13 protein-coding genes are annotated in these 13587 nt (G+C 56.4%); 3 read left to right on the top strand and 10 right to left on the bottom strand.

What is annotated here, in order from left to right:
- Positions 1 to 23 precede the first annotated feature (23 nt).
- The 4 genes from ACT3RU_RS00840 to ACT3RU_RS00825 form a co-directional block, all read right to left on the bottom strand.
- A complete protein-coding gene (locus tag ACT3RU_RS00840; protein ID WP_192526845.1) occupies positions 24 to 1313 on the bottom strand; it encodes a TRAP transporter large permease in 1290 nt (429 codons plus the stop codon).
- Positions 1303 to 1830, bottom strand: a complete 528-nt coding sequence (locus tag ACT3RU_RS00835) for a TRAP transporter small permease (RefSeq protein WP_192526844.1) — start codon at positions 1828 to 1830, stop codon at positions 1303 to 1305. Before ACT3RU_RS00835 ends, ACT3RU_RS00840 begins: the two co-directional genes overlap by 11 nt.
- A gap of 3 nt (positions 1831 to 1833) precedes the next feature.
- Positions 1834 to 2865 carry a TRAP transporter substrate-binding protein gene (locus tag ACT3RU_RS00830; protein WP_192526843.1) on the bottom strand — a complete coding sequence of 344 codons (1032 nt, stop codon included), beginning with the start codon at positions 2863 to 2865 and terminating at the stop codon, positions 1834 to 1836.
- Between the two features lie 180 nt (positions 2866 to 3045).
- Positions 3046 to 3711 carry a GntR family transcriptional regulator gene (locus tag ACT3RU_RS00825; RefSeq protein ID WP_192526842.1) on the bottom strand — a complete coding sequence of 222 codons (666 nt, stop codon included), beginning with the start codon at positions 3709 to 3711 and terminating at the stop codon, positions 3046 to 3048.
- A 145-nt stretch (positions 3712 to 3856) separates the two neighbouring features.
- Between ACT3RU_RS00825 and ACT3RU_RS00820 the strand changes: the two genes are divergently transcribed.
- The 3 genes from ACT3RU_RS00820 to ACT3RU_RS00810 are packed head-to-tail and all read left to right on the top strand — an operon-like array spanning position 3857 to position 6961.
- Positions 3857 to 4921: an aromatic ring-hydroxylating dioxygenase subunit alpha gene (locus ACT3RU_RS00820; RefSeq protein ID WP_192526841.1), complete on the top strand. Its 1065-nt coding sequence runs from the start codon at positions 3857 to 3859 to the stop codon at positions 4919 to 4921.
- A complete protein-coding gene (locus ACT3RU_RS00815; protein WP_192526840.1) occupies positions 4918 to 5886 on the top strand; it encodes a PDR/VanB family oxidoreductase in 969 nt (322 codons plus the stop codon). The genes ACT3RU_RS00820 and ACT3RU_RS00815 overlap by 4 nt, the downstream gene beginning before the upstream one ends.
- A gap of 49 nt (positions 5887 to 5935) precedes the next feature.
- A complete protein-coding gene (locus tag ACT3RU_RS00810) occupies positions 5936 to 6961 on the top strand; it encodes a TRAP transporter substrate-binding protein (RefSeq protein ID WP_192526839.1) in 1026 nt (341 codons plus the stop codon).
- 97 nt (positions 6962 to 7058) lie between these two features.
- Here the strand turns inward: ACT3RU_RS00810 and pcaG are convergent, their stop codons facing one another.
- From pcaG to pcaF, 6 genes are all read right to left on the bottom strand, one after another.
- Entirely contained in the window at positions 7059 to 7691 is a 633-nt protein-coding gene (gene pcaG / locus ACT3RU_RS00805) for a protocatechuate 3,4-dioxygenase subunit alpha (RefSeq protein ID WP_192526928.1), read from the bottom strand.
- A gap of 30 nt (positions 7692 to 7721) precedes the next feature.
- The gene (gene pcaH / locus ACT3RU_RS00800; protein WP_192526838.1) at positions 7722 to 8444 is read right to left on the bottom strand and encodes a protocatechuate 3,4-dioxygenase subunit beta; all 723 of its coding nucleotides are present in this window, start codon (positions 8442 to 8444) and stop codon (positions 7722 to 7724) included.
- Between the two features lie 137 nt (positions 8445 to 8581).
- On the bottom strand, positions 8582 to 9517 hold the full coding sequence (gene pcaQ / locus ACT3RU_RS00795) for a pca operon transcription factor PcaQ (RefSeq protein WP_192526837.1): 936 nt from the start codon (positions 9515 to 9517) through the stop codon (positions 8582 to 8584).
- A 175-nt stretch (positions 9518 to 9692) separates the two neighbouring features.
- Entirely contained in the window at positions 9693 to 11144 is a 1452-nt protein-coding gene (locus tag ACT3RU_RS00790; RefSeq protein ID WP_192526836.1) for an aldehyde dehydrogenase, read from the bottom strand.
- Positions 11145 to 11201: 57 nt separating this feature from the next.
- Positions 11202 to 12371 carry an alpha/beta fold hydrolase gene (locus tag ACT3RU_RS00785; protein WP_192526835.1) on the bottom strand — a complete coding sequence of 390 codons (1170 nt, stop codon included), beginning with the start codon at positions 12369 to 12371 and terminating at the stop codon, positions 11202 to 11204.
- 11 nt (positions 12372 to 12382) lie between these two features.
- On the bottom strand, positions 12383 to 13585 hold the full coding sequence (pcaF, locus tag ACT3RU_RS00780) for a 3-oxoadipyl-CoA thiolase (protein ID WP_192526834.1): 1203 nt from the start codon (positions 13583 to 13585) through the stop codon (positions 12383 to 12385).
- Positions 13586 to 13587 lie beyond the last annotated feature (2 nt).

Genomic DNA, 13587 nt, shown 5'->3' with positions numbered 1-13587 from the left:
CAACGCTCCCACCCTGATCATGCTTAAAGCAAAAAGAACGTGCTAAGCACGGGAAACGCTATAAGCAGCGCTAAGCGAATGAAATCAGCGACAATAAAGGGGGCCACTCCCTTAAATATTTCGCCTAGTCTAACGTGCGGTGCCATAGCCTTGATGACGAATACGTTCATGCCCACTGGTGGCGTAATCAGCCCAAGTTCGACTGTTAAGACGGTAATAATGCCGAACCAGATTGGGTCAATTCCCAGCGCTTGAATAATGGGATAGACGACAGGCACGGTAATCACCAGCATCGCTATCGAGTCCATGAACATGCCAAGGATAAAATAGAGCAGCAGGATGCATAGCACGATGACGATAGGCGCCATCTCGGTTCCATACAGGAAGTCGCTAATCGAAAAAGAGATACGCGATACAGAAATAAAGTAGCCAAGCGTTTCAGCGCCTACCAGCATAAAAAAGACGACAGCAGAAAGCGCCAGCGTCTCCTGAACGCTTCGCCAAAAGCCTACCCAGCGCATACCCTTGAAGAGTGCATAGAGCAGCGTAGCGAAAGCCCCGACACTTGCTCCTTCCGTAGGTGTGAAAAGACCAAAATAGATGCCCAGTATCATCACCAAAAAAACGGCGAAGAAGGGAATCAGCCCCGATATTGAGCCCACCTTGGCTCGCCACGAAGTAGGCTCACCTGCCACCGCCAGCGAGGGACGCAACCGCATGACAACGGTTACCGTCAGCGCATACATGACAAGCCCCATCAACCCCGGAATCAACCCCGCCATGAACATGTCGCCCACCGATTGCTCAGTGAGTATGGCGTAGATCAGCAGGGCAATACTGGGAGGGATCATGATGCCTAGCGTGCCGCCAGCGGCCAGCGCACCGGTGGCCAGGCCACGGTTGTAGCCATAGCGCTCCATTTCGGGAAGTGCCACACGCGTCATGGTGCTAGCCGTCGCCAGCGAAGAGCCTGAAATTGCCGAAAAGACGCCGCATGAGCCTACTGCCGCAATAGCCAGGCCACCTTTCCAGCCACCACAGATGGTACGCGTGGCATCAAAAAGCTTACCTGCCATGCCCGAGTGCGCCGCCAGCACCCCCATCAGGATGAACATGGGTACAGCGCTGAAACTGTAATTGGAAAGCACCTCGATAGGTACCGTTTTTAACTGGGCAATAGCAGCGCTCCAACTGATCACCCAAGCAAAGCCACCCACACCAATCAATAGCATGGTCAGAGCAACGGGCACCCGCAACACCATCAGCACCAACAGCAGACCAAGGCCTATAGCCCCTATCATTTCACTCCCCATTGGAAACCTCTCCTTCAACGCCAAACAGCGCTCCCAACAGGGCGTGCAGCGCGCTTCGCACGCCTAGCAGCAAGCTAAGTACTGCTGCGGCGTAGTAGATTGGGCCCATCGGTAGGCGCAAATCCTGGGTGACCTCGCCATGGCGCGAAGCAGCCGCCGCTGAATCCAGAAGTCCTATAAACAGCACCATACCTAACGCTGCAAAACCAATTAGATAAACACCTTGAAGCCGGTTTTTTATCCACTGAGGAAGGCTATGCGACAGTGCTTCCACAACAACCTGACTCTTTTCCACGTTGGCCGCCATGGCAGCCAGCAATGAACAGAGCATCAAGTAACTCACTAGCTCCACGCTTCCGCTCACGCGTAGCGCTATGGCACCTTCCGTTAAACGATAAAGATAGCGCGTGCTCACATCCGCAATGGTTACCAATAAAAGCGCCACCAATGCCACACCCGCGACCCAGCGACATAGCAAGGCCAGCCAGTGGCTGGCCTTCTCCAGGTAGGTCTGCATCAATTACTCCTGAGGGCCTGCGCAAGAGGCGCTGGCTACCAATGCTGCCTCATAGACCTCTCGGGCCTGGCTCAAACCACGCTCTTCCAGCTCGCTGAGGTACGTTTCGATACCGGCTTCCAGCGGGCCTTGCCAATCAGGGTTCTCAAGCGGGTTTTCGATTTCACGAATGGTATGACCCGCTTCAACGGCTTCCTGCTTACCTTCTACATCAATACGGTCGAACACGGCACCGGCCTTTTCTGCCCACTTCATACCGGAGTTGTTGTCGATCACCGCTTGCTGCTCAGGAGATAAGCGCTCATAAGTACGCTGGTTCATCGTGGCAACAAACACCAGCGTATAAAACGGTACTTCTGTGTGGTAGCTCACCAGTTCGTTGATACGAAACCCCTTTAAACCTTCCCAAGGAAAGCTCAAACCATCAATAACGCCACGCTGCATGGCGGTATAAATATCTGGCGCTGGCATACCTACAGGGTTTGCCCCCATGTTCTCCAACATTTGACCGGCAACCGCCGTTGGACGACGGATACGTAGTCCTTCCAGATCAGCAGGTGTTTGAACATCGGTACCAATAGTGTGAATGCCACCAGGCCCGGTAGTGAACATGAATAGCGGGCGCGTATCATCGTATTCACTGGCCAGATGGCCATCGTCGTAAAGGCTTTGTAATACACAAGCGCCTTGGGTAGCCGAACTTGCCACACCAGGGAGTTCAACAATCTGTGACAGTGGGAAGCGGCCCGCCGTGTAGCCCTGTGCCGTCGCACCGATGTCGGCGATACCATTGGCGGCAGCTTCGTAAATGGAGTCAGGCTTAGCTAGCGTACCCGACGGAAATACCTGAATGGACAGATCGCCACCGGATTCTTCAGCAATTGTATCGGCCCATACTTGTAGGATATCTTCGTTGACGCCTGATGCGCCCGGCCAGAAATGAGCCATACGCAAGGTCGTCGAAGCCTGTGCCGCACTCATCGTTAGACCTGCAATGACGGCTGCCAACACGCACTGAGTTAATTTCGTTTTCATTGGGGGGACTCCGAGCCTTGAGCATGCGATGTTCGCATAACGAATATTAGTTCGTTTCACTAAACCAACTTTAATCCACTAACCGCCTTAGAGCTAATCGACCTTGGTCTACGTCAACACCCTTTATGACTTTCCACCCGTATTTAATGTTGGCTTTATACGAAATAAAGAACGCCGTTATCAAAGCAGTTCCGAGTAACGGATTCCAATTAGCGCATGCTCGCGCATCAGCATCTCGACACGCGCCCCTTCACCATTTACCAGCGATTGAAAAATAAGCTCATGATGGAGTTGAGCAAGCTGAAGCTTGCGGTACTCATGCGAGAGCTTACCTTTATCAATTACGATGGAAGCCGCCGCCGCAAAAGGCAGATGGTTATTGCGTGAAATGGCATCGGCGATAACGCCGCTACCGGCCGAGCACACAATGAGCTCATGAAAATGCCAGTTAAGCTCTATCCAGCGTTGAATATCCTCTTCAACCAGGTGCCCCTTATCAAGCACTTCCCTGCCTTTTTGGATCCAAAACTCAAATTCTTTACGCTGTTGACCAGATACGCCATATTCCGCCAAGCGTCGTGCAGCGAGGCCTTCAAGCACTCCTCGCACCTCCACCGCACAGTGCACATCCGCATCGGTAAATTCACGCACCATAAAGCCACGCTTGCCCGCACGCTTGAGCAACCCTTCCTGTTCAAGCGTGCGGAATGCCAAGCGTACTGGCGTCCTTGAGGTCCCGAGCTGTTCTGCGACGGCCTCTTCACCTAACCGCCCCCCTTGGGCATAGTGACCATCCTCAATCAACTTGCGTAGCTGGCTGGCAACGCTCTGATTGTTATTACTCATTTGTCTTCTCTCATTTCCATAACGATTGGGGTGCTTAACCAGAACCCTACACCAAAGTCTAGGTTGACGATAAAAACCTCTATGGCCTTTACTTTGGATCCAAAACCAACAAAAACCAATAATTAATTCCGACAAGGAGTAGCCCGTGACTCAGCCAGCCCCCTACCCATTAAACACGTGGTACGTTGCCTGTACTCCCGATGAACTCGACGATAAGCCACTGGGGAGAACTATCTGCAATAAGCAACTCGTTTTCTTCCGCGGTGATGCGGGCCGTGTCGCTGCCATGGAAGACTTCTGCCCCCACCGTGGGGCGCCCCTCTCCTTGGGCTTCGTGCGCGATGGCAAGCTGGTGTGCGGCTACCATGGCCTTGAAATGAACTGCAGCGGCAAATGCGACAGCATGCCTGGCCAACGCGTTCGCGGCTTCCCTAGCGTGCAATCGTACCCCGTTGAGGAGCGCCATGGTTTTATCTGGATCTGGCCTGGCGATCCCGACAAAGCGGATGCCAGTCTCATTCCCAAGCTTGAGTGGGCGAACAACCCTGACTGGGCGTATGGCGGCGGGCTCTACCATATTAAGTGCGAATATCGACTGATGATCGATAATCTCATGGATTTGACCCATGAGACGTACGTCCATGCCTCAAGTATCGGGCAGCCTGAAATCGAGGAGGCAGCACCCGATACCAAGGTGAATGGTGATGAAGTCATTACCAGCCGCCAAATGGAGAATATTCCTGCGCCGCCTTTCTGGCAGGCAGCGCTGCGTGGCAACGGCCTCGCCGACGACGTTCCAGTGGATCGCTGGCAGGTTTGTCGCTTCACCCCACCTAGCCATGTATTGATCGAAGTCGGCGTCGCGCATGCTGGCAACGGCGGCGCTGATGCGCCAGCGGACAAGAAAGCCTCAAGCGTGGTGGTGGATTTTATTACGCCTGAATCGGACACCTCCATCTGGTATTTCTGGGGCATGGCGCGCAATTTCAAACCTGAGGATCAGGCGCTGACGGATAAAATCCGTGAAGGTCAGGGCAAGATTTTCGAAGAGGATCTTGAAATGCTCGAGGCGCAGCAACGCAACCTGCTTCGCTATCCGGACCGTCAGCTGCTGAAGCTTAATATCGACGGCGGTGGTGTGCAGGCGCGCCGCATCATTGACCGCATCCTCACCGAGGAGCGCGAGGCTAAAGCGGAGGCCACCGCATGACCCATACAGTTCCTTCGCTTATCGTGGAGGTCAAGGCACGTCATGATGAGGCGCTCGATATCGTGACCTTCGAGCTCGCTGATCCGCATGGCCGGGAGCTACCGGCCTTTAGCGCGGGTGCACACGTTGATGTGCGCGCTAAAGACGGCGTTATCCGTCAATATTCTCTTTGTAACCACTCAGACGAGCGCGACCGCTACTTGATTGGCGTATTGCGCGACCCCGCTTCACGCGGTGGCTCCAGCGCCATGCACGATGAGATACAGGTTGGCGATCTTGTGCAGATCAGTGCGCCTAAGAATCACTTTGCACTCAAGCCTGCCCCGCGCATTGTACTGCTGGCAGGCGGTATCGGCATTACACCACTGCTCTGCATGGCCGAGCGCTTGGCGCATACTGATGGCGCCTTCGAGCTCCATTACTGCACGCGCTCCCGGGAGCGAACCGCTTTTTATCAACGCCTTGTTGATGCCGATTTTGCCGCCCAGGTACATTTCCACTTCGATGATGGCGAGCCAAGCCAGCACCTGGATCTCGACACTCTGCTTGGCCAGCCAGACGCTGATACCCGCGTCTATGTCTGCGGGCCTAAAGGCTTCATTGATGCGGTCATGACGACCTGTAAAGCACATGGCTGGCCTAGCGACCAAGTGCATACCGAGTATTTCAGCGGCGCCGAGACCGACAGCTCGCAAGATGGCAGTTTCGAAGTGCGTATCGCCAGCAGCGGCGAAAGCTTTACCGTGCCCGCCGACAAGACCGTTCATCAGGTTCTCACCGAGAACGGCATTGAAGTGATGGTCTCCTGTGAACAGGGGGTTTGCGGTACGTGTTTAACACGCGTATTGGAGGGTGAGCCGGATCATCGTGATCTTTACCTGGAGGATCATGAACACGCTGCCAATGACCAGTTCACGCCTTGCTGTTCACGCTCTAAAAGCAAAGTGCTTGTACTGGATCTGTAATACGCCAGCCACTTTAATAGCCTATTGGATAGTCCAAAGGATAACTACAATGAAGAAACTCCAGACAACCGTGACCCAGGCCGCACTGCTCAGCGCACTCGTTTTATTGCCGGCGGCCGCCCAGGCCCAGACAACGCTGCGTTTGGCACATGTATGGCCCGGCGGCTCAATGATCGATAGCGCGCTTTTCGAAGCGTGGGCAGAGAGCGTTAGCGAGGCTTCAGAGGGCCAGCTTAACGTCGAGGTGTTTCCCAGCCAAACGCTAGCCAAGTCGGCACAGACGTACGAAAGTACGACGCGTGGTATCGCTGATGTCGGTGCGTCCGCTCAAGGTTACACGGCCGGCCGATTCCCGCTGACTCAGATCGTTGAGCTGCCCGGGGTCTCTTCTAGTGCACAGGAAGGGGCGTGTATCTTGCAGTCGCTTTTTGAGCAGGGCTATCTGGAGCAAGAGTACGCCGACACCCATCCGCTATTCTTCTTCACCACGGGCCCGGGTTATCTGCATACCAAAGAGAAGCGGATTCAAACGCCTGACGACTTGGCGGGTTTGCGGCTGCGCAGGCCTACGCCCTTGGTAGGCGATATGATGGAGCGCCTCGACGCACAGGCCGTCGGTATGCCCGCTCCGGATGTATTTACGTCAATGCAGCGTGGCGTCGTGGATGGCTTGAGCTTCAACTGGGAAGGGATGAAAACGTTCCGCCTCAATGAACTGGCGCAGTACCATACCGAAGTACCTCTCTACGATCTGTCACTGTTCGCGGTCATGAACCAGCGTAACTACGAGAACCTCCCCGCAGAGCTTCAGCAGGTGATCGATGAACATAGCGGTATGGAGTGGTCGATGCGCGCCGCCGAGGTCTACGACACGTTGATCGCGCAAGGCCGGCAAGAGGCTGAAGAGGCAGGGCATGAGTTTATCGTTATCGAAGATGCGCTTAACGACCCGGATTGGGGTCCGGTATTACAGGAAACCATCGACAGCTACTTAAACGAGGTAGGGGGTAATGCCAGAGAGATCTACGATACGGCGATGGGCCTGAAAGAAGAGTGCGCGATTACTAACGCTTAGCAAGCGGCCTTACTAGCACTTGATCGCCGCCAACAAAAAAGCGCCGGACTCAACCCCGGCGCTTTTTGCTTACTGATACTCACCCATGAAACGTGCGTCAGAAGTCAAAAAAGACCGTTTCACCAGGCCCCTGCAAGCGAATATCAAAACGATAGCGGATAACGCCGTCGGCCTCTTCGCGTTTGGCAATCAGCGTCTGGCGACGCTTATCGGATTCAACCCGCGAAAGCACCGGACACTCGCGGTTGGCCTCAACCTCATCATCAAAATAGAGACGCGTTTGCAGGTGAATATTCACGCCACGAGCAAAAATCGCCAGGTTGATGTGCGGCGCCATCAGCTTGCCGTTAGGGTGCGCGACGGCGCCCGGCTTGATGGTCTTTAACGACCACTCGCTGCCCTGCTCGGCTATCGTGGCGGTTCTTCCGAAGCTGTTGAATGGCTTGCGCAGGTCGTAATCGGCCTGATAATGCCCCTCGGCATCGGCCTGCCATGCTTCCAGGAAGGCATCACGCACCAGATCACCGTTACCATCAATCACGGTGCCCACAATCTCGATAGGCTCGCCCGAGGCATCGGGCTTGGCCATTTCGCTCCAGATCTCTTCGTCGCGCTCGGGGTTACCGGCCGCGGCCAGTGCCAAACCAATATGCACGTAAGGTCCAGCGGTTTGCGAGGCGGTTTCACGCAGCATCATTTCGCTCACCGGCTGGGTGTTAGGCTGTTTCATCATCAATCCCCCTGCCTTATTGGTTTTCAGCTATTGATTTTCAAAGAAGGTTTGCAGCTCGCCGCGCACCACAATGTCAAAACGGTAAGCCAGGCAATCCATCGGCCTGCTGTTAGCCATATCTAGGCGGCCAACCATCGTTTCCACGGCTTCGGGGTCTTTCAGCGTGTGCACGATGGGGCATAGCGGAATCAGGGGGTCCCCCTCAAAGTACATCTGCGTAATCAGCCGGGAAGAGATAGATGGCCCCATGACCGAGACATGAATATGCGCAGGCCGCCAGCTATTCACATCATTCGGCCAAGGGTAGGGGCCTGGCTTGATGGTACGAAAACGGTAAAAGCCCTGATCGTCGGTCAGGCAGCGGCCCACACCACCAAAGTGAGGGTCCAGCGGTGCCAGGTAAGCATCTTTCTTGTGGCGATAGCGCCCGCCCGCATTGGCCTGCCACATTTCTACCAGCGTATGGGGCACCGGCTTGCCAAACTGGTCCATCACGCGGCCAAACAAGATGATCCGTTCACCCTGAGGCAGCCCTTCGCCTTGCGTGAAGTTCATCAACAGGTCGTTGTCATAGGGCCCCACCCGCAGATGGCTGAAATCAGGCCCTGTCAGTTCTGAGGCAGTGGGCTGCTGCATGCTCATCAATGCCTGCTGGGGCGAGCGCGCAACGGAGGTTTTATAGCCAGGGGCATAGGCAGGCGGATGCCAGTTACGGTCACGGGTTACAAAGCGATTATATTTAGGCTGCATGGCAAATGCTCTTTATGGCGAGGTAAGCATCGGGCGGCGCTTGCCCCCTTTGCACTTTCACTCGCCAAGTGTGCCGCGTAGCCTCCGCCATGCCAATTGAAGAGTCATCCCCACTCATAACCTATAGGTTATCGGCTTTACGACCTTGGTATAATACGCTCCGCCGCCACTTGGCGTAGCGTTTCGCAAAAAGCGTCGCGGGTCAGCGACTTCGTCATACTCACATTCGTGCAAATGCCTACAGACCCACCCTGCGCCTCAAACGGCAATGCGAGCTCTTTGAGCAGACCGCTCTCCAGCTCTTCGCTCACCGCTTCCCGCGGAGCTATCCAGAGCGCGTCACTCTCCAGCGTGTAGCGGTAGCTGACCGGCAGCGAGAGGGTCTCCAGCAACAGCGGTGGCAGCGTGATGGCATGGCGTACACAAAAGCTGTCCACCTGTTGGCGCAACGTAGTTTGCGGGGGTGGCAATGCCCAAGGGTAGGCGATGAGCTGGCTCGCGGCTACCGGCGTTACCTGGGCAAGCGGATGACCGTTGCGTGCCACGATAACCAGCGGTTCATAGTAAAGATGTTCAAAATAGAGATCGCCAATTTCCCGCGCCTCGGTCATTCGCCCGACCACCATATCAAGCTCGCCCAGGCGCAAGCGCGAAAGTAGATAGGCACTGGCACCGGTTACTACCGAGACGCTGGTATCGTGCTGGCCCGTTGAAGCACTGTGCCAGCGCTGTATCGCCACAGGCAGGAGGCGGCTCTCGACGGTGGATAACGCTCCTACACGCAGCCAGCGGCCGCCATGATGCGCATCACCGATGGCACTGACACCTTCGTCCAGCGCCCGCATGGCAGGGCCTGCATGGCGCAGCAGCGTCAAGCCCGCTTGGGTGAGCGACACCCCTTGCGAGGTGCGCTCAAAAAGCGGCGTTTGCAGGATCTCCTCAAGCTCGCGTATCGCCTTGGAGATCCCCGGCTGGGTAATCGCCAGCGCCTCAGCGGCACGGGCAAAGCTGCGCCGCTTGGCAACTTCTAGAAACGCCATCAAGTGGCGTAGTTTGATGCGGGCGTTGAGCATAGCTTTCTATTATCAGCGAAACAGAAGACGCTACCTTCGCTGATTAGCGCATACAAGGAAATCGTTAAATTTACGCTGCACACTTATCCGACAGGTTTAGGGATTGTTGGCCTCGGCACGGCCTTGTTGTCAGAACGGCGCCCTGGAGCGCCATTCTGAACCGCCGTTATACGCGCTAGATAGGATAGTGGCGCGGGCCAGTTTGCAGCGTCATCCAACGCAGTTCCGTGAACTCCTCGATGACCGCCTTGCCACCGAAGCGCCCGTAACCGCTACTTTTTACGCCACCAAACGGCATTTGCGGCTCGTCATGTACCGTTGGGGCATTGATATGACAGATGCCTGTTTCAATGCGCCCAGCAACCCGCAGCCCGCGTGCGCTATCGCGGGTAAACACGGCGCCTGAAAGACCGTACTCGCTATCATTGGCAACGCGAATGGCTTCCTCTTCACCCTTGACGCGAATCATGGCGACCACAGGGCCAAAGGACTCTTCCGAATAAAGCCGCATTGCCTTTGTGACGTTATCCACCAGCGTTGGCTGCATCACGACACCCTCGGCCTTTCCTCCAGAGGCTAAACGGGCGCCATTGCTGAGGGCATCATCAATCAGCTCGTTGAGCTTATAGCCAGACTCCTGGTTGATGAGTGTCCCCAGTGCATTGCCTTCTGCACGAGGATCCCCCGCTGTCAGTGTCTTCGCTTTGGCCGCCAACTTCTCGACAAACTCATCGGCAACGGCTTCATCTACGATCAAGCGCTCGGTCGACATGCAGATTTGCCCCTGATTGAAGAAGGCGCCGAAAGCGGCCGCTTCAACCGCTGCGTCAATATCGGCATCATCAAGCACCAGAAAAGGCGCCTTGCCGCCCAGCTCTAGCAGTACGGGCTTAAGGTGCTTAGCGGCTTTCTCCGCAATGATGCGCCCAACCGTTGTAGAGCCGGTAAAATTGATACGCCGAACCGCCGGATGCTCGATTAATGCGCCCACCACGCTTGCTGCTTGCTCGGGCTGGTTATGGATAACGTTAACCACGCCGTTACCCAGGCCCGCATCATGCAGCACCTGCCCAATCAGCGCGTGCGTATTCGGACACATTTCAGAAGCTTTAAGGATAACGCTGTTACCACATGCCAAGGGCGCGGCAATGGCCCGCGTGCCCAGTATGATAGGCGCGTTCCACGGAGCGATTCCCACCACCACGCCGCACGGTACGCGAATGCCCATGGCCAGGCTATCAGGCACATTGGAGGGAATCACATCGCCCTGTATCTGTGTGGTTAAGGAGGCCGATTCACGCAGTAAGTTCGCCGCCACCATGACATTAAAGCCTGCCCAACCCGGTGTAGCGCCCGTTTCATCGACCATGGCATCAATAAATTCTTGCTGGCGGTCCTCCATTAAATCGGCGGCTTTAGTCAGCTTCGCTCGACGCGCGGCGGGGCCTGTCTGAGACCAGGACTTGAAAGCGCCGTGAGCCGCTTCGATAGCCCGGTTGGCATCGTCAAGCGAGGCCGCTGCCACTTGAGAGACCGTTTCGCCGCTCAGCGGATTGCAGCGCTTGAAGGTGGCGCTATCTGAAGCAGGACATTGTTGGCCGTCGATTAATAGTTGAACTGACGTCATGACATGGCTCCATTTGATGTATGAATTGTTATTAGTGTTCAGAAGACAACTGATCGATTATTCACCCCAGCCCAGCTCTTTGGCGAGCGCAAAGGCATGGTTGGCCGCCGGTACGCCGCCATAAATTGCTACATGCATGATTACCTGACGAAGCTCGGCTTCCGTCAGGCCAATACGTTTGGCGGTTTTCAGGTGTAACGTCAGCTCCTCGCGACCAAGAGCTGCCAGAATACCGGTGGTAATCATGCTGCGCTCGCGGCGGGTCAGGTCCTCGTTACTCCAAAGCTCGCCCCAGGCCAGGCGGGTAATCATCTGCTGGAAGGGGATATCCAGGCTGTTAGCGTTAGCGGTTGAACGCGCCACATGCTCCTCGCCCAATACCTGCTGGCGAGTTTGCAGACCGGTGGCGTAAGCCACGCCCTGGTTTGCCACATCCCCCAGCTCTGCCGCCATGGCGCTCAGGAGTTTCTGTGCAAAACGCGCTGGCGCCTCTATCGATGGCACGTGCCCGACACCGTCAAAAATTTCCAATGTCGCACCGTCAAGCTCTGCTGCCAGCGCGTCAAGCGTCGTGGGCGGTGTAGCAAGGTCCTCGCTGCCGCCGAATAGCTGCACCTTGGCTGACTTGCCGGATAGCCGCCCGGTAAACGTATCACGGCCCAGCATCTCACACAGTTGAGCGTAGGATTCGTCGTCGCCGCGGCCCATCTGAATGCACCAGCCCGCTTTCAGCGCGGGGCTTGCTTCAAAGGCCGTGGGCGCAAACCAGCGCGGCACAATCTCTTGTGACATCGCCGCGAGACCTTCCTGACGCACGCGACCCGCGCGAGTGTTCCAGAGCTCTGAGTTGCCGATAACCGCGCCGGTATTGGTGAGCGTGGCAGAGAGCAAACGGTCGCTGTGCTCAGCGATCAGCTGCTGACCGATTACACCACCAATGGAAGTACCGACAAAGTGAAAGCGCGCAGCGCCTGAACGCTCTGCCAGCGCCAAGGCCTCGGCGGCCAGATCAGCGGGCGTAACCTGTGCTCCACTGACCGCCTGACTAGCCCCGTGACCAGGTAGGTCCCAAGTCAGCACGCGATAGCGTGGCAAGAGTACCGGGATGATGTCATCCCACACTGCTTGGCTCATGCCCAAGGGGTGCGCCAGCACTACCAAGGGGTTAGCTTCTATGCCGAGCAGCCGATAGGCCACGCTGCGGCCATTGATGGTATGAAATGCCATGGCGACCTCCGTTAAACGCGTTCGATCAGTGTGGCGATGCCTTGGCCAACACCCACACACATGGTGCATAGCGCGTAGCGCTTGCCGCTGTTTTGCAGCTCATGGGCGGCGGTGAGCAGCAACCGTGCGCCGGACATGCCCAGCGGGTGACCTAAAGCAATCGCTCCACCGTTAGGGTTTACCCGAGGGTCATCATCGTCCAGGCCAAGGTCACGCATGCAAGCCAGCGCCTGAGCAGCAAAGGCTTCGTTAAATTCAAATACATCAATTTCATCTAGCGAGATACCGGTGCGCTTAAGCAGTTTCTGTACTGCCGGTACCGGGCCATAGCCCATGATGCGCGGTTCAACGCCAGCCGTTGCCATGCCGATAACCTTGGCCATGGGTGTCAGGCCGTGCTGCTGAACGGCCGCTTCGCTTGCCACCAGCATGGCTGCCGCGCCGTCGTTGACGCCGGAGGCGTTGCCTGCTGTGACGCTACCGCCATCACGGAAGGGCGTCGGCAAGGCCGCGAGTTTCTCCAGCGTGGTATCCCGCAGATGCTCATCGGTATCAAATACCAATGGCTCCTGCTTACGGCGAGGAATCTCGATGGCGGTGATCTCTTGAGCAAAACGCCCAGCCTGTTGAGCGGCAGCCGCTTTCTGCTGGGAGCGCAATGCAAAAGCGTCCTGATCTTCCCGGGAAATCTTGAACTGCTCGGCGACGTTCTCCGCCGTTTCGGGCATGGAGTCCACCCCATAGGCTTTCTTCATCAGCGGATTGATAAACCGCCAGCCGATGGTGGTGTCTTCGATTTTTTGCCCGCGGGCGAAGGCGCTGTCGGCTTTGCCCATCACGTAAGGCGCGCGCGACATGGATTCCACGCCGCCGGCCAGCGCCAGCTCCATCTCACCGGCTTTAATCGCCCGAAACGCTGTACCTACCGCGTCCATTCCGGAGCCGCACAAGCGGTTCATGGTGGTGCCAGGGACCGAGGTGGGGATGCCTGCCAAGAGCGACGACATGCGCGCGACGTTGCGGTTATCTTCACCAGCCTGGTTGGCGCAACCCATAAACACTTCTTCGATCGCGGCAGGATCGAGATCCGGCGCGTCGGCCAGTACGGCCTTGAAGATCGTGGCGGCGAAATCATCCGGGCGCACACTTGCCAGCGTGCCGCCAAACCGGCCTACGGCGGTACGCCGTGGGTGACATAAATAAACGTTTGTCATAA

It is taken from the genome of Halomonas sp. TP35 (assembly GCF_052375975.1).
Classification (GTDB): Bacteria; Pseudomonadota; Gammaproteobacteria; order Pseudomonadales; family Halomonadaceae; genus Vreelandella; species Vreelandella citrativorans.
Note: the sequence above shows the minus strand (reverse complement) of the source record. Positions and strands in the feature narration are given on the sequence as shown.